Raw genomic sequence first — 18,582 nt, 5'->3', positions numbered from 1 at the left:
CCCGGCCCACCAGACTGCACTGGGGCTATTTCTCCCCACTCCCCAACCGATACGCCAGCGCCACCACCAGCGACTGCACCAGACACAGCGTCGCCGACTGAGATCGAAACGCGTCCACCTGCGCCTCTTTCACCACAAAGCAGAGATCGCTGAATGTCGCCAGGGGGCTTATCTGGCTGTCCGTGATCACAATCTGCCGCGCGCCGACGCTGGCGGCGGTTTCGCTGACCATCACCGTCTCTTCCGCGTACGGCGAGAAGCTGATCGACACCACAATGTCGCGCGCCTTAATGCGGCTGATCTGCTCGCGCAGCATCCCGCCCATGCCGTCGAGCAGAATCGGGCGGCATTCGAGGTGACTCAGGGCGTAGGTCAGATACGCGGCGACGCTAAAGGAGCGGCGCAGACCGGCGATGTAGATGGTGTCGGCCTCGGCCAGCAGCTGTACCGCGCGCTCCAGCATCTCCGGCTCGGCGCGGGCGGCCAGCTGCTGCAGCGCCTGCGCGTTTGAACGGGCGAACTCCTGCAGGATATCGAGCGGGGTTTCCGGCACGGCCTCGCTCTCCATCTCGCGGAACAGCCGGGCGCGGTCACTGTAGCTGGCGGTCTCCTCCACCAGGTTCATGCGAAACAGCTGTTTCATTTCGTTGAAGCCGGTGAAGTCAAAGGCGTTGGCAAAGCGGATCAGCGTCGATGGCGGCACATCGGCGCGCTCAGCAATGACCGCAACCGTGTCAAACGCCACGCTGTTGGTGTTATCCAGCACATAGCGGGAGACCTGCTGCAGCCTCTTGCTCAGGCTATCGTAGCGCTCGCGGATTTGCTGCTGCAGTTCGTTCAGGCTGGTTGCTGTCGTCATGTTATCCCCCAAATACAGTCTTATGATTCTAAACGCAAAACCGCGTCTTTTAAATGTCGGCCATCCATCTGGCAGCAAAAATGAAACAGAAGCTTCAGTCATTTCCTCGCCCGAAATCCCTTAATAGCGCACGCGGCGTCAGTGATGCTGGCTGTTAACATAAAAATCCATCCTTGATCACAATAATCATCATTTATTTTATTTCAACTTAAAATGGAATATTTGTTTCATATATAGTGTTCAGTACACAGTGTTCAGGTCAAGTCACGTATCAACAGCGAGAGGTTAAGGATGGAGACGGTAGCGAATTTTATTCACGGCGAATGTGTCACCGGTTCAGGCCAGCGCGTTCAGGCGATCTTCAACCCGGCCACCGGCGAGCAGATCCGCCAGGTGGTGATGAGTACGGCACAGGAAACGGAGCAGGCGATTGCCGCCGCGCAGCAGGCGTTTCCTGCGTGGGCGCGCCATGCTCCGCTTAAGCGCGCGCGCGTGATGTTCCGCTTCAAGGCGCTGCTGGAAGAGAATATGGAGCGCCTGGCCCGCCTCATTAGCGAAGAGCACGGCAAGGTCTTCTCCGATGCGGTGGGCGAACTGACCCGCGGCCTGGAAGTGGTCGAATTTGCCTGCGGCATTCCGCATCTGCAAAAGGGTGAACACTCGGCGAACGTCGGTACCGGCGTTGACAGCCACTCGCTGATGCAGCCGCTCGGCGTCTGCGCCGGGATCACGCCGTTTAACTTCCCGGCGATGGTGCCGATGTGGATGTTCCCGATTGCCCTGGCGACAGGCAACACCTTCGTGCTGAAGCCGTCGGAAAAAGACCCTTCGCTGGCGCTGGCACTGGCGCAGCTGCTGAAAGAGGCCGGCCTGCCGGACGGCGTGTTCAACGTGGTGCAGGGTGACAAGGAGTCCGTCGACGTGCTCCTGACCGACCCGCGGGTGCAGGCGGTTAGCTTTGTCGGCTCCACGCCGATTGCCGAATACATTTACCAGACCGCGTCTGCCCACGGGAAGCGCTGTCAGGCGCTGGGCGGGGCGAAAAACCACTGCATTTTAATGCCGGATGCCGACATGGAGATGGCGACCAACGCCATTATGGGCGCGGCCTACGGCGCCGCGGGGGAACGCTGCATGGCGCTCTCGGTGGTGCTGGCGGTGGGGGATAAAGCCGCCGATGAGCTCTGCGCCCGGCTGGAAAAACAGATTGCCGCGCTGCGCGTTGGGCCGGGTCTGGACCAGAAGCCGGAGAACGAAATGGGGCCGCTCATCTCCTCCGCGCACCGCAGCAAAGTGCTGGGCTATATCGACAGCGGGGAAGCGCAGGGGGCGACGCTTCGCGTGGACGGTCGCGGCTTCAGAGTGAAGGGCCACGAGCAGGGCTATTTTGTCGGGCCGACGCTGTTCGATAACGTCACCCCGGAGATGACCATCTATAAAGAAGAGATTTTTGGTCCGGTGCTTTCTGTGGTGCGCGTAGCAGATTATGCCAGCGCGGTGGATCTGATTAACCGCCATGAATATGGTAATGGCTCGGCCATTTTCACCCGTGACGGCGGCTGCGCACGCCGCTTCTGCGAAGAGGTGCAGGCGGGTATGGTGGGCGTCAACGTGCCGATCCCGGTGCCGATGGCATTCCACAGCTTCGGCGGCTGGAAGCGCTCGATTTTTGGCGCACTCAACGTTCACGGCAACGACGGCGTGCGTTTCTACACCCGAATGAAAACCATCACCGCGCGCTGGCCGGAAATGCAGCAGGAGACCGGCGCGGCGTTCTCCATGCCGACGCTGGGCTGACAGGAGGTGTTATGCAAACCGAACGAATGACCATGGCCCAGGCGCTGGTCAGATTTCTTAACCAACAGTACGTCAGCGTTGACGGCAATGAAACGCCCTTCGTGGAGGGCGTCGCCACCATCTTTGGACACGGCAACGTGCTCGGTATCGGCCAGGCGCTGGAGCAGGATCCGGGCCATCTGCAGGTGATGCAGGGATGCAACGAGCAGGGCATCGCCCACATGGCGACGGGATTCGCCAGACAGCACCGTCGTCAGCGCATTTTCGCCGTCACCTCCTCCGTCGGGCCGGGGGCCGCCAATATGATCACCGCCGCGGCGACCGCTACGGCAAACCGCATTCCGCTGTTGCTGCTGCCAGGAGACATCTACGCCAGCCGCCAGCCGGACCCGGTGCTGCAGCAGATTGAGCAGTATCACGATCTCAGCATCAGCACTAACGACTGCTTCCGTCCGGTCTCTCGCTACTGGGACCGTATCAACCGCCCGGAGCAGCTCATGAGCGCGATGCTAAACGCGATGCGAACGCTTACTGACCCGGCAGATACCGGTGCGGTGACGATTTGCCTGCCGCAGGACGTGCAGGGGGAAGCCTGGGATTACCCGCTGAGCTTCTTTGCGCGTCGCGTGCATCACATCGAGCGTCGTCCGCCGGACCCGCAGCGTCTGGCGCAGGCGCGGGCGCTGATCGCCCGTAAACGTCGGCCGCTGGTGGTGTGCGGCGGCGGTGTGCGCTATTCCGGCGCGCATGAGGCGTTTCGCGAATTTGTCGAGACGCTGCAGCTGCCGTTTGCTGAAACCCAGGCCGGAAAGGGGGCGCTGGTAAGTGACCACCCACTTAATCTGGGCGGTGTGGGCGTGACGGGCGGAATGGCGGCCAACCAGCTCGCCCCGCAGGCCGACCTGGTGATCGGCATCGGCACGCGCCTGACGGACTTTACCACCGGCTCCAAGGCGCTCTTTTGCCATCCGGACGTGGAATTTTTGCTGCTGAACGTGGCCGAGTTTGATGCCCTGAAGCTGGACGCCACCGCGCTGATTGCCGATGCCCAAACCGGGCTGCAGGCCTTAACCCACGCGCTCGGGGAGTACCGCAGCGGCTGGGGAGAGGCGATCGTTCAGGCGAAATCCACCTGGCGCGACGAGTGCCGCCGCCTGTGGGATCGCCAGTGGCATCCTGACGACGCGCCTGAAGTGGCAGGGCATCTGGATGCGCAACTGGCGGAGTACGGCGAGACGCTCAACACTCGCCTGACCCAGACGCGGGTGCTGGGGCTCATCAACCAGCATGTGGAAGATAACGCCATCGTGGTGGGGGCGGCTGGATCGCTGCCGGGAGATTTACAGCGCCTCTGGCAGGTCAAAACGCCTGACACCTACCATCTGGAGTACGGCTACTCCTGCATGGGCTACGAGATTGCGGCAGCCATTGGCGCGAAGCTCGCCCGACCCGGACAGCCGGTGTACGCCATGGTTGGGGATGGCTCCTACATGATGCTGCACTCCGAGCTGCAAACCGCGGTGCAGGAGGGCATTAAGATCACCGTTCTGCTGTTTGATAACGCCAGCTTCGGCTGCATCAACAACCTGCAGATGGGGCACGGCATGGGCAGCTTTGGCACGGAAAACCGCCATCGCAATCCGGAAACCGGGCGGCTTGACGGGCCGCTGGTGAAGGTCGATTTTGCGCAAAACGCGGAAAGCTACGGCTGTCGCGCGTGGCGTGTGCACGATGAGCAAAGCCTGCTGGCGGCGCTGGAGGCGTCCCGCGCGCATCCTGGCCCCACGCTGCTCGACATCAAGGTGCTGCCAAAGACCATGACCCACGATTACGCCTCCTGGTGGCGCACCGGTGATGCGCAGGTGTCGGCGTCACCAGCGGTGCGCGAAGCCGCGGAGCAAACGCAGGTGCAGGTGAAAAAAGCCCGTCAGTATTAAGTTTTTCCATCGTAACGAAATTTTCATTTCATTTTCCCCTCACCCTAACCCTCTCCCCAAAGGGGAGAGGGTTAGGGTTTGGTGCAGTCTTTTCTCCCTCGTCCCTTTGGGGAGAAGGCCGGGGTGAGGGGTGAGCAGCTCCGTCTTCCATGTTGTGAGATTGATAACAGAATTTATCTCATTCATCTCAAAAGTGTTAACCCACGCTCAAAAACATAATTTTCACTATTTATAAAAATGAAATAAATGTTTTATTTATAGGGTCGTTAGTTCACAGCATTCACCAACACCGGGAGCCGTTATGTTTAACATTGCTTTACTGGGCGCTGGCCGAATTGGCCAGGTACATGCAGCTAACATCGCCAGCCACAGCGCGACCACGCTCTGGTCCGTGGTTGACCCGAATCAGGAATTTGCCACCCGTCTCGCCACGCAGTATCAGGCCCGCCAGCAGAGCCTGACTGAGGCGATGACCGACCCTAACGTTCACGCCGTGCTGATCGCCTCTGCCACCGACACCCACGCGGACCTGATTGAAATGGCCGCCCGCCACGGCAAGGCCATCTTCTGTGAAAAGCCGGTACACCTCGACCTTGCCCGCGTGCGCGACTGCCTGAAGGTGGTCAAGGAGTACGACGTGCCGCTGTTCATCGGCTTTAACCGCCGCTTTGACCCGCAGTTCCGCCGCGTGAAAACCGAGGTTCAGGCCGGGCGCATCGGCAAGCCGGAATCACTGCTCATCATCTCCCGCGACCCCTCTCCACCGCCTGCGGAGTACGTGCGCGTCTCCGGCGGCATGTTCCGCGATATGACCATCCACGACTTTGACATGGCGCGCTTCATCATGGGCGAAGAGCCGGTGTCGGTGTATGCCCAGGGCAGCAACCTGGTGGATCCGGCGATTGGCGAGGCGGGAGATATCGATACCGCGTTTATCGTTCTGAAATATGCCTCCGGCGCGATGGCGACCATCGTCAACAGCCGCCGCTCCTCGTATGGCTATGACCAGCGCCTGGAGCTGCACGGCTCCGAAGGGCTGCTGTGCGCGGGCAACATTCTGGAAAACCAGGTGCAGCACTACGGCAAACAGGGCTGCACCAGCGCGCTGCCGGAACACTTCTTCCTGCAGCGCTACAAATCCGCTTACGCCGCGGAATGGGAACACTTTGTCGCGGTCCTGCGCGGCGAAGCGGTACCTGACTGCAGCGGCGATGATGGTGAACGTGCGCTGTACCTCGCGGATAAAGCGCTGGAATCGCTGCGAAGCCAGCGCGAGATCGTCCTCTAAACACAACCACCCTACACAGAGAGACATAATAATGAAAAAACTGATCGTAGCCGCCCTCATCGCCATGACATCCGGGGCCGCCTTCGCCGAAAACGAGCAAATTGTTTTCAGTACCCCAAACCTGGCCATGCCGTTTGAAGTTCACATGCAGCGCACGGCGGTGAAAGCCGCAAAAGAGATGGGGGTGAAGCTTCAGGTGCTGGACGGCCAGGGCAGCTCGCCAAAACAGGTAGCTGACCTGGAAAACGCCATCACCCGCGGGGCGCAGGGCTTTATCGTCTCCCCGAATGACGTCAACGCGGTCTCAAGCGCGGTGGATGAAATTCAGGATGCGAAGCTGCCGGTCGTCACCCTTGACCGCTCCGTCGACAGCCAGAAAAAAGTGCCGCACTTCGGCGCCAACAACTACAAGGGCGGCCAGGCGATTGGCGATTTTGTAAAAACCAAATTCCCCGACGGCGCGGAGATCATTCTGCTGACCGGCCAGCCGGGCTCTTCCTCCAATATTGAACGCACCAAAGGGATCCGCGACAGCCTGAAGGCAGGCGGGGATAAGTACAAGATCGTCGCCGATCAGACCGGCAACTGGATGCGTTCTGAAGGGATGCGCATCGTGGAAAGCGTCCTGCCTTCGCTGCCGAAACGCCCGCAGGTGATCCTCTCCGCCAATGACGATATGGCGCTGGGGGCGATTGAAGCCCTGCAGAGCCAGGGCGTGAAGCCGGGTGAAATTCTGGTCACCGGCTTTGACGCGGTGCCGGAAGCGCTGGCCCGCGTGCGCGACGGCTGGCTGGCGGTAACGGCGGATCAGCGTCCGGGCTTCGCGGTGCAGACGGCGATGAGCCAGCTGGTGGCCAACGTGCGTGAGAAGAAAGCCATCACCGGGGCCGACTACCCGCCGACGCTGATCACCAAAGAGAACCTGCAGCAGGCTGAGCGGATCGGTGAGGCCGGTAACTAATATGTCCCGAGCCGCCTCTGGCGGCTCATCATGAGGAGGAGCAGACCGATGTCGCAACCCTTACTGAAAGTGACCGACCTGGCAAAAAGCTTTTCCGGCGTCTGGGCGCTGAGCAGCGCCCAGCTGACCGTCGGCAGCGGAGAAATTCACGCCCTGCTGGGGGAAAACGGGGCGGGAAAATCGACGCTGCTGAAAGCGCTTGCGGGTGCGCAGCCGCAAACCCGCGGGGAGATCTGGTTTAACGGCGAAACGTTGCCGGTGGATGACTCCCCGGTGGAGCGCCAGAACAAGGGCATTATCACTATCTATCAGGAATTCAACCTGCTGCCCAATATGACCGTCGCGGAAAACATGTTTCTCGGGCGCGAGCCGCGCAAGCGTAACCTGATCGTCGACGAAAAGGCGGTGAACCAGGAGGCGCAGGTCATTCTCGATTACCTGCAGCTGAACGTCGCCCCGACCACGCCCGTCGCCCGTCTGAGCGTGGCGCAGCAGCAAATGGTGGAGATCGCCCGGGCGCTGACCCTCAACGCCCGCTTAATCATTATGGACGAACCTTCCGCCGCGCTGAGCGACAGCGAGGTGGAAAGCCTGCACCGCGTGGTGCGGGAGCTGAAAACCCGCGGCGTGAGCATTATCTATGTCACCCACCGTCTGCACGAAGTGTTCCAGCTTTGCGATCGCTTCACCGTTTTCCAGGACGGCCGCTTCACCGGCACCGGCGCGGTGGCCGAGACCAACGTCGAACAGCTGATCCGCCTGATGGTCGGGCGCGATGTGGCCTTTAACCGTCGTCCCGCCAGCGAAACCCACCATGAGGACAAACCCGTTCGCCTGGCGGTGAAGGGGCTGAGCCGTGAAAAGCCGCCGCTGGATCCGCACGGCATCGCCCTGCACGACATCAGCTTCCACGTCCACGCCGGGGAGGTGTTAGGCATTGCCGGGCTGGTGGGCGCCGGGCGCACTGAAGTGGCGCGCTGCCTGTTTGGTGCAGATGCCTTTACCTCAGGCAGCTTTGAGCTGGACGGCGTGCCGTACCAGCCGCGCGACCCGCTGTATGCCCTCGAGCAGGGCGTGGCGCTGGTACCGGAAGACCGTAAAAAAGAGGGGGCGGTGCTGGGGCTGTCGATTCGCGACAACCTGTCGCTCTCCTGCCTCTCCTCGCTGCTGCACTGGCGCTGGTTCGTGAACACGCGCAAAGAGGACGATCTGATTGAGTCCTACCGCCAGGCGCTGCAGATCAAAATGGTCAACAGCGCGCAGGAGGTGCGCAAGCTCTCCGGCGGTAACCAGCAAAAAGTGATCCTCGCGCGCTGCATGGCGCTCAACCCGCGGGTGCTGATCGTTGATGAGCCGACGCGCGGCATTGACGTGGGAACCAAATCAGAAGTGCACCAGGTGCTGTTTGACATGGCGAAAAAGGGCGTGGCGGTGATCGTGATCTCCTCCGATCTGCCTGAAGTGATGGCGGTTTCCGACCGGATCATCACCCTGAGTGAAGGCCGGGTCACCGGCGAGATCCACGGCGATGAGGCCAACGAAGAGCGGCTGATGACGATGATGGCCATCAACCACAACGCCCTGAACGCGGCATAACGGAGTAACTCATGACGCAGATGATTTCTAAAACGCAGGTCCCGGTTAAACGTGCCGGACGCATCGATCCCATCGCCTTCTTCGAGCGCTTTGGGGTGCTGATTTTCATGATCCTGCTGCTGATCTTCTTCCAGTCGCAGAACAGCAATTTTTTCTCTGAACGCAATATTTTCAACATTCTGACCGAAGTCTCCATCTACGGGATCATGGCAGTGGGGATGACCTTCGTCATCCTCACCGCCGGGATCGACCTCTCCGTCGGCTCCATTCTGGCGGTGTGCGCCATGACCGCGGCCTACGTGATTAAGGGCGACAACTTCACCACCGTTGATCCGAATGCCTGGGGCGGCATGAGCTGGCTGATTGGCCTTGGGATCTGCCTGGCCATGGGCACGGCGATTGGCTTCCTGCACGGTCTGGGCGTCACCCGCCTGCGCCTGCCGCCGTTCATCGTCACCCTCGGCGGGATGACCATCTGGCGCGGCCTGACGCTGGTGATTAACGACGGCGCGCCGATCGCTGGTTTCGATCAGGGCTACCGCTGGTGGGGACGCGGGGAGCTGCTCGGCATCTCTATTCCAATCTGGATTTTTGCCATCGTCGCCGTCGGCGGCTATCTGGCGCTGCATAAAACCCGCTGGGGTCGCTTCGTCTACGCCATTGGCGGCAACCCGGAGGCAGCGCGCCTGGCGGGGGTGAACGTCAGGCGCGTGCTGGTCAGCGTCTACGTGCTGATTGGCTGTCTGGCGGGGCTGGCGGGCTTCATCCTCAGCGCGCGTCTGGGGAGCGCCGAGGCGGTGGCCGGGATCTCCTTCGAGCTGCGCGTCATCGCCTCGGTGGTGATTGGCGGCACCTCGCTGATGGGCGGCTACGGGCGCATCGGCGGCACCATTATCGGCTCCATCATTATGGGCATTCTGATTAACGGCCTGGTGCTGATGAACGTCTCGGCCTACTACCAGCAGATTATCACCGGATTAATTATCGTTCTGGCGGTGGCGTTTGACACCTACGCCAAGAGCCGTCGCGGCGCACTGTGAGGATCACGATGAAAGAGGTTCGTATTGGATTGATTGGCACCGGGTATATCGGCAAGGCGCACGCCATCGCCTATGCCCAGGCCCCGACGGTGTTCAACCTGCGCGGCAGGCTGGTGCGCGAGATGGTGGCGGAAGTCACGCCGGAGCTGGCGGCAGCGCGCGCCCAGGCGTTTGGCTTCAACCGCTCAACCGGAGACTGGCGGGCACTGGTGGGCGACCCGGCCATTGACGTGGTGGATATTTGTTCCCCCAACCACCTGCATAAAGAGATGGCGCTGGAGGCGATCCGCCACGGCAAGCACGTCTACTCCGAGAAGCCGCTGGCGCTCAATGCCCACGACGCGCGCGAGATGGTCGACGCTGCGAAGCGGGCAGGGGTGAAAACGCTGGTGGGGTTCAACTACATGAAAAACCCGACGGCGCAGCTGGCGAAAGAGATTATCGCTCGCGGCGAGATTGGCGAAGTGATCCACTTCTACGGTACCCACAACGAAGACTATATGGCCGACCCGCTTTCGCCGATCCACTGGCACTGCTTCAAAGAGACCGCCGGGCTGGGGGCGCTGGGCGACCTCGCGGCGCATATCGTCAACATGGCCCAGTACCTGGTAGGGGAGATTGAGCAGGTTTGCGGTGATTTAAAAATCGTGGTTCCGGCGCGTCCGGCAAAGGCCGGTTCGTCGGAGATGATCGCCGTGGAAAATGAGGATCAGGCCCACGCGATGGTGCGCTTCGCGGGCGGGGCGCAGGGCGTTATTGAGACCTCTCGCGTCGCCTGCGGGCGCAAGATGGGGCTCTCGTACGTTATCACCGGGACGAAAGGCGCCATCAGTTTCACCCAGGAGCGCATGGCGGAGCTGAAGCTCTATCTGCATGACGATCCGGTGAACCGTCAGGGGTTCCGTACCCTGCTCGTCGGCCCCGCTCACCCGGACTATGGCGCGTTCTGCATGGGCGCGGGCCACGGGATTGGCTTTAACGATCAAAAAACGGTGGAGGTGCGCGACCTGGTGGACGGGATAGCCGCCGACGCGCCGATGTGGCCGGACTTCGAAGAGGGCTGGAAGGTGTCGCGCGTGCTGGACGCGATTGCGCTCTCGCACCTGCAGGGCCGCTGGCTGAACGTGAACGACATTGTCTGATGAGGTATCAACGTGGAAAAGCAGTTTGATGTGATATGCATGGGCCGCGTGGCGGTAGACCTCTACAGCCAGCAGATTGGTGCCCGTCTGGAGGATGTCTCGAGCTTCGCCAAATACCTCGGCGGCTCGTCCGGCAACGTGGCGTACGGCACCGCACGCCAGGGCCTGCGCTCGTCGATGCTGGCGCGCGTCGGCGATGAACATATGGGCCGCTTCCTGCGGGAAGAGTTAAACCAGGTGGGCTGCGATACCAGCCATCTGATTACCGACAAAGAACGCCTTACGGCGCTGGTGCTACTCGGCATTAAAGACCGGGACACCTTTCCACTGATTTTTTATCGCGATAACTGCGCGGATATGGCCATTACGGCCAGCGATGTGGACGAAAACTACATCGCCTCCGCACGGTGTCTTGCCATCACCGGGACTCACCTTTCTCACCCGCAGACCCGCGAGGCGGTGCTGACGGCGCTGAGCTATGCTCGCCGTCACGGCGTACGCACGGTGCTGGACATCGACTACCGTCCGGTGCTGTGGGGGCTGACCTCCTTAGGCGACGGCGAAACGCGCTTTATCGCCGCCGATAAGGTCACCCGTGAGCTGCAGGAGGTACTGCACCTCTTCGACGTCATCGTCGGCACCGAAGAGGAGTTTCACATTGCCGGCGGCAGTACGGATACCCTTCAGGCGCTGGGGCAGGTGCGTGCCGTGAGTCAGGCAACGCTGGTCTGCAAGCGCGGCGCGCTGGGGTGTTCGGTCTATACCGGCGCCATTCCGCCCCGTCTGGACGACGGCCTGACGGTGACCGGCGTGCGCGTGGAGGTGCTGAACGTCCTCGGCGCGGGAGACGCGTTTATGTCCGGCCTGCTGCGCGGCTACCTGAATGACGAGGGCTGGGAGCAGGCGTGCCGCTACGCCAACGCCTGCGGCGCGCTGGTGGTGTCGCGCCACGGCTGCGCCCCGGCGATGCCGAGCAAAATCGAGCTGGATGATTATCTCTCGCGCGCCGCAAGGGTGCCGCGCCCGGATCTTGACCCGCGTCTTAACCATCTCCACCGGGTCACCACCCGCCGCCGGGAATGGCCGGAGCTGTGTGTAATGGCCTTCGACCACCGCAGCCAGCTGGAGGACATGGCGCTGCAGTGCGGGGCGTCGATCGGGCGCATTCCTGCGCTGAAGCAGTTGATCCTGCAGGCCAGCCGCGAGGCGGCAAGTCGTGCCGGGCTGGAGGGCAAAGCCGGTCTGCTGTGCGACGGCACCTTTGGTCAGGACGCGCTGAACGCCATTACCGGTGAAGGGTGGTGGATTGGCCGCCCCATTGAGCTGCCCGGCTCGCGTCCGCTGGAGATGGAGCACGGCAACATCGGCACCCAGCTTATTAGCTGGCCGCAGGAGCACGTGGTGAAGTGCCTGGTCTTCTTCCATCCGGAAGACGCTCATGGCCTGCGCCTGGAGCAGGAGCAGAAAATCGCCGAGGTGTACCACGCCTGCTGCCAGTCCGGGCATGAGCTGCTGCTGGAGGTGATCCTTCCGGCCAGCATGCCGCGCAGCGATGAACTCTACCTGCGCGCCATCTCCCGCTTCTACAACCTCGGCATTTACCCGGACTGGTGGAAGCTGCCGCCGCTCTCCGCCGACGGCTGGACGGCGCTGAGCGAGATTATCGCGCGCCGGGACCCGCACTGCCGCGGGGTGGTGATCCTCGGGCTGGATGCCCCGGCAGAACAGCTGCGCGCTGACTTCAAGGCCGCAGCGGGACAGGCGCTGGTGAAAGGGTTTGCCGTGGGACGCACGCTGTTTGGCGATGCCTCCCGCGCGTGGCTGAAACACGATATTGACGATGCGCAGCTGGTGGCGCGCATCCGGGACAACTACCTGCAGCTTATCGCCTGGTGGCGCGAGCGCGGACACGCATAATGGAGACGACAATGAGTGTACAACTGGGCATTAACCCGCTGACGTGGACGAATGACGATCTGCCTTCCCTCGGCGCGGAGACGCCGCTGGAAACCTGTCTGAGCGAGGGAAAAGAGGCCGGTTTTGCCGGGTTCGAGCTGGGCAATAAATTCCCGCGCGAAGCGCGCCTGCTCGGCCCCATCCTGCAGCGCCATGACGTTCAGCTGGTTTCCGGCTGGTACTCCGGCCGCCTGCTGGAGCGCAGTGTGGAGGAGGAGATCGCCGCCGTGCAGTCTCACCTGACGCTGCTGCGCGAACTGGGGGCGAAGGTGCTGGTCTTTGCCGAAGTCAGCGGCTGTATTCACGGCGAGCAGCAGACCCCGGTTCACCTGCGTCCGCGCTTCCCGCAGGCGCGCTGGAAAGAGTACGGCGAGAAGCTCACCGAGTTTGCCCGCTATACGCAGCAGCAGGGCGTGCAGATTGCCTACCATCACCATATGGGCACGGTGATTGAGTCTGCCGACGACGTGGACAATCTGATGACCCACACCGGGGCGGAGGTCGGATTGCTGCTGGATACCGGTCATCTGACCTTTGCCGGTGCCGATCCGCTGGCGGTGGCGCAGCGCTGGGCGTCGCGCATCAACCACGTCCACTGCAAAGACGTGCGCGCCGACGTGCTGGCGGACGTGAAAAACCGTAAAACCAGTTTCCTCGACGCGGTGCTGAGTGGCGTATTTACCGTGCCGGGCGACGGCTGCGTGGATTACCCGCCGATTATGCAACTGCTGAAGGCGCAGGATTATCACGGCTGGCTGGTGGTGGAGGCCGAGCAGGATCCGGCAATTGCCCACCCGCTGACCTACGCCCGTCTGGGGTATAACAACCTGAGCCGCCTGGCACGCGACGCCGGGCTTATCTGAGGAGGTGACATGTCACGTTTGCTATCACGCTGGCAACAGCCGGACGCGGTGGGGCGCACCCAGTGCGTTACGCCGGAACGCGCCGGCTGGGGATATGTCGGCTTTGAGGCGTATGAGTTGCAGGAGGGGCAGACGCTGACGCTGCCCGCCGTCAGCGAAGAGCGCTGTCTGGTGCTGGTCGCCGGGCGCGCCTCCATCAGCACGCCTTCCGCGCAGTTTAACGATATTGGCGAGCGGATGAGCCCGTTCGAGCGCATCAGGCCGTGGGCGGTTTACGTTACCCCGCAGGAGACGGTGCAGGTGAAGGCGCTGACGGCGCTGGAGCTGGCGGTCTGCGCCGCTCCCGGAAAAGGCACATACCCGACACGGTTGATTGCTCCGCAGGATATCGACGCGGAAGCACGTGGCAAAGGCCATAACCAGCGCTATGTGCACAATATTCTGCCGGAAGATAAGCCCGCCGACAGCCTGCTGGTGGTGGAGGTGTGGACCAATGAAGGCTGCACCAGCTCGTACCCGAGCCACAAGCACGACACGGATAACCCGCCGCAGGAGACGTATCTGGAGGAGACCTACTACCATCGCCTCAACCCCGGGCAGGGGTTCTGCATGCAGCGCGTTTACACCGACGACAGAACGCTGGATGAGTGCATGGCGGTCTACAACCGTGATGTGGTCATGGTGCCGAAGGGCTACCACCCGGTGGCGACGATGGCCGGGTATGACAGCTATTACCTCAACGTGATGGCCGGGCCGGTGCGCAAATGGATGTTCACCTGGGAAGAGGACCACGCGTGGATTAACCGCGATTATCCCGCAGAGCAGGTGGGCTAGCGCGGGTTAGCCACCAGAACACCAGTGCCAGCAGGCTGACCGAAGCGCCAAGCAGGCAGACGCCCGGCCAGCCGGCAAGGGCGTACGTCATCGTCGTGCCGATCGCGCCGAGCCCGCTGCCGACGGCATAAAACAGCATATAAAGCCCGACCAGCCGGCTGTGCGCCTCGGGACGGGTGCGAAAAATCAGGCTCTGGTTGGTGACGTGTAGCGCCTGTCCGCCCGAATCGAGCAGTATGATGCCGATAAGCAGGATCCCGAGTGAACGGTACATCAACGATAAGGGCCACCATGCCAACAGCAGAATCATCAGCGCCGCCGCACTGGTGCGTTGGGCATAGCCCCGATCGGCCCAGCGTCCTGCCCGGCCAGCCGCCAGCGCGCCTACCGCGCCTGCCAGTCCAAACGCGCCAATCGCGGTATGCGAGAAGCTAAAGGGCGGGACGCTCAGTGGCAGCACCAGCGCGCTCCAGAAAATGTTGAACGACGCAAACATCAGCAGCGCCAGCACGCCGCGTATCTGCAGCACTTTTTCCTGTCTCAACAGCGTCAGCATCGAGCCAATCAGTCGCGGGTAGCTCATCGTGGCAGTGACAACAGGCAGGATGGGGAGCCTCCACCACAGCGGTAATGCAATGATGAGCATCAGCGCGGCGGCACACAGATAAACCCCGCGCCAGCCCGCGATGTCGCTGATGCCGCCAGCAAAGACGCGCGCGAGCAGCAGACCCATGAACACGCCGCCCTGTGCCGCGCCGACAACGCGGCCTTGTTCATGCGGCGACGCGGCGCTGGCGGCATAGGCGATCAGCCCTTGCGTCATTGCCGTACCCAGCATGCCGGTCGCCAGCATACCGGCAAGAAGCGCGAAGGGGGTTTGCGCCAGGCCGACCGAGGCCAGGGTGACCACCAGAGCAACAAGCTGGAGTGCCATCAGGCGTCGGCGATCCACTTTATCCCCCAGGGGAACCACAAACAGCAGGGCCAGCGCGCAGCCAATCTGCGTGGCGGTGACCACGCCGCCGACTGCCGCAGGGCTGATGCCAAAGTCTCCGGCCAGCGCGTCAAGCAGGGGCTGTGCGTAATAGACGTTTGCCACGCTTAAACCGCTGGCGGTGGCAAAGAGCCAGACCATGCTGCGCGGCATGTCGGCTGAAAGAGGGGCTGATGACAGTGACATGTTTAACATTCCTCGACTGAATCAATCTGGTTTTAAAATGAAACTGGTTGAATGCTAAGTTATGCAGTTTTAAAATGCAACTGGTTATGGCGTGGCCTTTGCAAGGAAAAGACGAGATGTCTCAAAAGACGGTTAAACAGGAATATTGTCCCGTTGCCCGCAGCGTCGAGGCGATCGGGGATCGCTGGTCGCTGCTTATCGTGCGTAATGCGTTTGACGGCATGACGCGCTTCGGGGATTTTCAGCGTAGCCTCAGGGTGGCGCGCAACATCCTTTCTGACCGGCTTCGCAAGCTGGTTGATGCGGACATCCTGACGTTACAGGGGGCATCAGACGGCACGGCGTATCAGGAATATGTGCTGACCGATAAAGGTGAGAGCCTTTTCCCCGTCGTTGTGGCGCTGCGGCAGTGGGGAGAACAGCATTTGTTTGCGCAGGGCGAGCGCCACTCGCTGCTGGTCGACAGGAGGACGGGCAAGCCGGTTCCCTTTATGACGCCAGCAGCGCAGGACGGCACTGCGCTGCTGCCTTGGGATACGGAAGTGCAGAAAGTGGAATAAACCGCCGTGGTCGTTAATTGTCCCTGACCGCCTGCTCAATCGTCCGGGCGATGGCCTCCGGCTGGCTTACCATTGACACGTGGCTCGCCGCCACCTCCGTGGTTTTCGCATGGATCGTCTTCGCCATCGCACGTTCAAGCGCCGGGTTAATCATCCGGTCATTCTGACTCACCACATACCAGCTCGGTTTGTTGTGCCACGCGGCGTGAGTCACTTTTTCTGCGAAAGCGTCGCCCTTTATTGGCCCCTGCGTGGCTGCAATGGTCTGTTGTTCAGCCGGTTTCACATCCGGCGCGAAGTCCTTCCTGACGGCCTCCGTTGGCAGATATAAATAGCCGTCCGCCGTTTTGGCGATGCCTGCGCTCCCCGGCGGCGCAGGGACGCTTCCCGCGAGATCCGCCGTCGACTGGCCGGAGTCCGGCGCGAACGCCGCCACATACACCAGCGATTTCACCCGCGCATCGTTGCCCGCTTCGCTAATCACGGTGCCGCCCCACGAGTGGCCCACCAGCACCACGTCGCCGTGCGCCCGGGCGATGGCTCTCTGCGTGGCGGCCACGTCATCTTTTAGCGAGGTGAGCGGCAGCTGGACGGCAATCACCTCTGCGTGCTGTTTCTGCAACAGGGTAATCACCTTATTCCAGCTGCTGCCATCGGCAAACGCGCCATGAACCAGTACGACGCTGGTTTTACTCTCCGCGAAGGCGCTGGCGGAAAGGGCCAGCAGACCTGCCGTCAGTACAGACAGTGCTTTCATCTTCAGATTCCTTAAAAATGGTGGATCGCCGCATGGGGCGGTACGGTGAATTCAAGGGTTTTGTGATCGACAGGCTTATGGGTCGGATCGGCCAAAATAATCGTGACCTTGTGTTTACCGGCGGGCAGTCCCACCAGAATCACCGGCTCTCCGCTGGTATCCGCCCAGTGCCACGGTGCGTCATCCACCACCACGTGAATGTGTCCGATGCGCGGGGTCACCCTGAGCGCATCAGGACCGAACACCGGCTCGATACGCAGATTTTCGACGCGATACTGAATAAAGACCGCCCCTTTGCTCAGCGGACCGGCGAGCGGTGGATCGACAATCAGCCTGGCGGGGGGCTGCGGGTGTTCCAGCGGGGCAACGGCAGCAGGGCCGTTGACGTCTGCGGCGCTGAGATTGTCCAGGGGCGCGGCCCGGGCGCTGGCCGACGCCAGGGCAAGTATCGGCAGCAGTAAAAATCGACGATTCATCTTTATCTCCTTATCCGTTGCGAGTGATAACGGAGACAGAAGACCATTTTTATGTATCGGCGATATTTGCCGGAGGGGGCGTTTTGTACCCGTTTGTCAGCGTGTCGCGCTGGATACAGTGCGTTACATTCTGCCTGCGCGAACGGCGCACAATCGCTATCGCCAGACCGGTAATCACCAGTGTTAACCCGGTGGAAACCCACATTGCCCCTGCGATCCCCAGCGTTTTGTTGAGCCATGCGTAAGCAAACGGCGACGCTGCCGCCATCAGCTGCGCGGGGATCAGCAGCAGACCCGTACGGCGGGCATAGTTTTCCGCGCTAAACAGCGCCAGCGGCAGGGTGGCTTTAACGATAGTCACCAGCCCGTTGATGGCCCCATAGCCCAGCACAAACCCGGCGGCGCACCAGACAAACAGGGCGCTGCTTATCCCCACAAGAAAACAGAGCGGCATGGCGAGAGCGGTAAAAAGCGTTAAGGATAAGGGCGTTAAGCGGGCACCAGCCACGACCTCCAGCGCGCGGGCGCCCGTCTGGCCGAACCCCCACAGCATGCCGATGGCGACCGGCAGGCCGCAACTTGCAATAAATTCCGGCAGATGGGTGGACGTACCGTTAGAGACAAAGGTGATGAGGGCAATGAAGGCGGCATAAAGCCAGCCGTTACGCCGTTCGTTTTTCAGCGGCGGCGCGCTGGCCTTTGTCGTCACCGCCAGGCGCTGCCGGGGAAGGGTGCGTATCAGCGCTGCGCTGAGCAGGCCTGCGAGGGCATAGACGCGTAACGCCTCTTGCCAGCTCATGATGTGGAGCAGGCCATCGCCCAGCGGCCAGAAGACGGCGGAGGCCAGCCCGCCCGCCAGCGTGACGCGTGAGATCGTTCTTCGCGCCTGCTGCCCGTAGAGGTTGACCAGCGCGGCGAACAGCGCATCGTACAGCGACAGGCGCATCCCGACACCGGTGACCAGCCAGGCGCAGTACCAGCCAGACAGCGTCTGGGTAGACGACATCCCTGCGCAGCTGATGGCGATCAGCAATGTGCCGCTCATCACCACCGTCTGGCCGCCAAAGCGCGCCAGCAGACGGGCAACAAAAGGAGAAACCGCCGCCATCACCAGCATCGCCAGCGTCAGGCCGAGGTAAATCTGCGGGGATGACCATCCCCGGTCGGCTGAAATGGCCAGCGCGAAGGTGCCGGGCATATAAAACGAGATCCCCCAGTTGATGAGCTGATTACAGCCCGCCGCGAGGGCGAGGCAGCGAGGCAGGGCCGGTGTTTCCATTGTTTTCACTCCGTTATGCAGTTGTCCTGAGCATAACGGCCGCGGTATTGTGCTGGC

At 61.7% G+C, this 18,582-nt stretch carries 16 protein-coding genes; 11 read left to right on the top strand and 5 right to left on the bottom strand.

The window, feature by feature from the left end:
• Nucleotides 1-25: 25 nt before the first annotated feature.
• Nucleotides 26-859 (bottom strand): MurR/RpiR family transcriptional regulator, encoded by an 834-nt coding sequence (locus tag C1N69_RS16535; RefSeq protein ID WP_155031556.1) that lies wholly within the window; start codon nucleotides 857-859, stop codon nucleotides 26-28.
• A 291-nt stretch (nucleotides 860-1,150) separates the two neighbouring features.
• On the opposite strand from C1N69_RS16535, the gene C1N69_RS16530 reads away from it, so the two are divergent.
• From C1N69_RS16530 to iolB, 10 genes are all read left to right on the top strand, one after another.
• On the top strand, nucleotides 1,151-2,656 hold the full coding sequence (locus C1N69_RS16530) for a CoA-acylating methylmalonate-semialdehyde dehydrogenase (RefSeq protein ID WP_155031555.1): 1,506 nt from the start codon (nucleotides 1,151-1,153) through the stop codon (nucleotides 2,654-2,656).
• Between the two features lie 11 nt (nucleotides 2,657-2,667).
• Entirely contained in the window at nucleotides 2,668-4,593 is a 1,926-nt protein-coding gene (iolD, locus tag C1N69_RS16525; RefSeq protein ID WP_155031554.1) for a 3D-(3,5/4)-trihydroxycyclohexane-1,2-dione acylhydrolase (decyclizing), read from the top strand.
• A 301-nt stretch (nucleotides 4,594-4,894) separates the two neighbouring features.
• Nucleotides 4,895-5,881: an inositol 2-dehydrogenase gene (gene iolG / locus C1N69_RS16520; RefSeq protein ID WP_095452176.1), complete on the top strand. Its 987-nt coding sequence runs from the start codon at nucleotides 4,895-4,897 to the stop codon at nucleotides 5,879-5,881.
• 31 nt (nucleotides 5,882-5,912) lie between these two features.
• On the top strand, nucleotides 5,913-6,842 hold the full coding sequence (locus C1N69_RS16515) for a sugar ABC transporter substrate-binding protein (protein WP_025758918.1): 930 nt from the start codon (nucleotides 5,913-5,915) through the stop codon (nucleotides 6,840-6,842).
• A gap of 48 nt (nucleotides 6,843-6,890) precedes the next feature.
• The gene (locus C1N69_RS16510; RefSeq protein ID WP_047959216.1) at nucleotides 6,891-8,438 is read left to right on the top strand and encodes a sugar ABC transporter ATP-binding protein; all 1,548 of its coding nucleotides are present in this window, start codon (nucleotides 6,891-6,893) and stop codon (nucleotides 8,436-8,438) included.
• Nucleotides 8,439-8,449: 11 nt separating this feature from the next.
• Nucleotides 8,450-9,478 carry an ABC transporter permease gene (locus C1N69_RS16505; protein ID WP_025758920.1) on the top strand — a complete coding sequence of 343 codons (1,029 nt, stop codon included), beginning with the start codon at nucleotides 8,450-8,452 and terminating at the stop codon, nucleotides 9,476-9,478.
• Nucleotides 9,479-9,486: 8 nt separating this feature from the next.
• Complete coding sequence (locus C1N69_RS16500; RefSeq protein ID WP_155031553.1) at nucleotides 9,487-10,620, top strand: Gfo/Idh/MocA family protein; 1,134 nt, start codon at nucleotides 9,487-9,489, stop codon at nucleotides 10,618-10,620.
• A 12-nt stretch (nucleotides 10,621-10,632) separates the two neighbouring features.
• On the top strand, nucleotides 10,633-12,537 hold the full coding sequence (locus tag C1N69_RS16495) for a bifunctional 5-dehydro-2-deoxygluconokinase/5-dehydro-2-deoxyphosphogluconate aldolase (RefSeq protein ID WP_155031552.1): 1,905 nt from the start codon (nucleotides 10,633-10,635) through the stop codon (nucleotides 12,535-12,537).
• A gap of 11 nt (nucleotides 12,538-12,548) precedes the next feature.
• Complete coding sequence (iolE, locus tag C1N69_RS16490) at nucleotides 12,549-13,439, top strand: myo-inosose-2 dehydratase (protein ID WP_155031551.1); 891 nt, start codon at nucleotides 12,549-12,551, stop codon at nucleotides 13,437-13,439.
• A gap of 9 nt (nucleotides 13,440-13,448) precedes the next feature.
• Nucleotides 13,449-14,273 carry a 5-deoxy-glucuronate isomerase gene (gene iolB / locus C1N69_RS16485; RefSeq protein WP_155031550.1) on the top strand — a complete coding sequence of 275 codons (825 nt, stop codon included), beginning with the start codon at nucleotides 13,449-13,451 and terminating at the stop codon, nucleotides 14,271-14,273.
• Here the strand turns inward: iolB and C1N69_RS16480 are convergent.
• Nucleotides 14,239-15,453, bottom strand: coding sequence for an MFS transporter (locus C1N69_RS16480; protein ID WP_420841792.1), 1,215 nt, complete (start codon nucleotides 15,451-15,453; stop codon nucleotides 14,239-14,241). The genes iolB and C1N69_RS16480 overlap by 35 nt on opposite strands.
• 116 nt (nucleotides 15,454-15,569) lie before the next feature.
• On the opposite strand from C1N69_RS16480, the gene C1N69_RS16475 reads away from it, so the two are divergent.
• Complete coding sequence (locus C1N69_RS16475) at nucleotides 15,570-16,013, top strand: winged helix-turn-helix transcriptional regulator (RefSeq protein ID WP_155031548.1); 444 nt, start codon at nucleotides 15,570-15,572, stop codon at nucleotides 16,011-16,013.
• Nucleotides 16,014-16,026: 13 nt separating this feature from the next.
• On the opposite strand, the gene C1N69_RS16470 is transcribed toward C1N69_RS16475, so the two are convergent.
• From C1N69_RS16470 to C1N69_RS16460, 3 genes are read right to left on the bottom strand one after another with little or no spacing between them, the layout of a single operon-like run.
• Complete coding sequence (locus C1N69_RS16470; RefSeq protein ID WP_047959209.1) at nucleotides 16,027-16,770, bottom strand: alpha/beta fold hydrolase; 744 nt, start codon at nucleotides 16,768-16,770, stop codon at nucleotides 16,027-16,029.
• An 11-nt stretch (nucleotides 16,771-16,781) separates the two neighbouring features.
• Nucleotides 16,782-17,246 (bottom strand): DUF6130 family protein, encoded by a 465-nt coding sequence (locus C1N69_RS16465; RefSeq protein ID WP_047959208.1) that lies wholly within the window; start codon nucleotides 17,244-17,246, stop codon nucleotides 16,782-16,784.
• Nucleotides 17,247-17,295: 49 nt separating this feature from the next.
• Nucleotides 17,296-18,525 carry an MFS transporter gene (locus C1N69_RS16460; RefSeq protein ID WP_155031547.1) on the bottom strand — a complete coding sequence of 410 codons (1,230 nt, stop codon included), beginning with the start codon at nucleotides 18,523-18,525 and terminating at the stop codon, nucleotides 17,296-17,298.
• Nucleotides 18,526-18,582: the final 57 nt, after the last annotated feature.

It is taken from the genome of Enterobacter sichuanensis (assembly GCF_009036245.1).
Taxonomy (GTDB): domain Bacteria; phylum Pseudomonadota; class Gammaproteobacteria; order Enterobacterales; family Enterobacteriaceae; genus Enterobacter; species Enterobacter sichuanensis.
The sequence above is the reverse complement of the archived record's forward strand: the minus strand, read 5'-3'. Positions and strand labels throughout refer to the sequence as shown.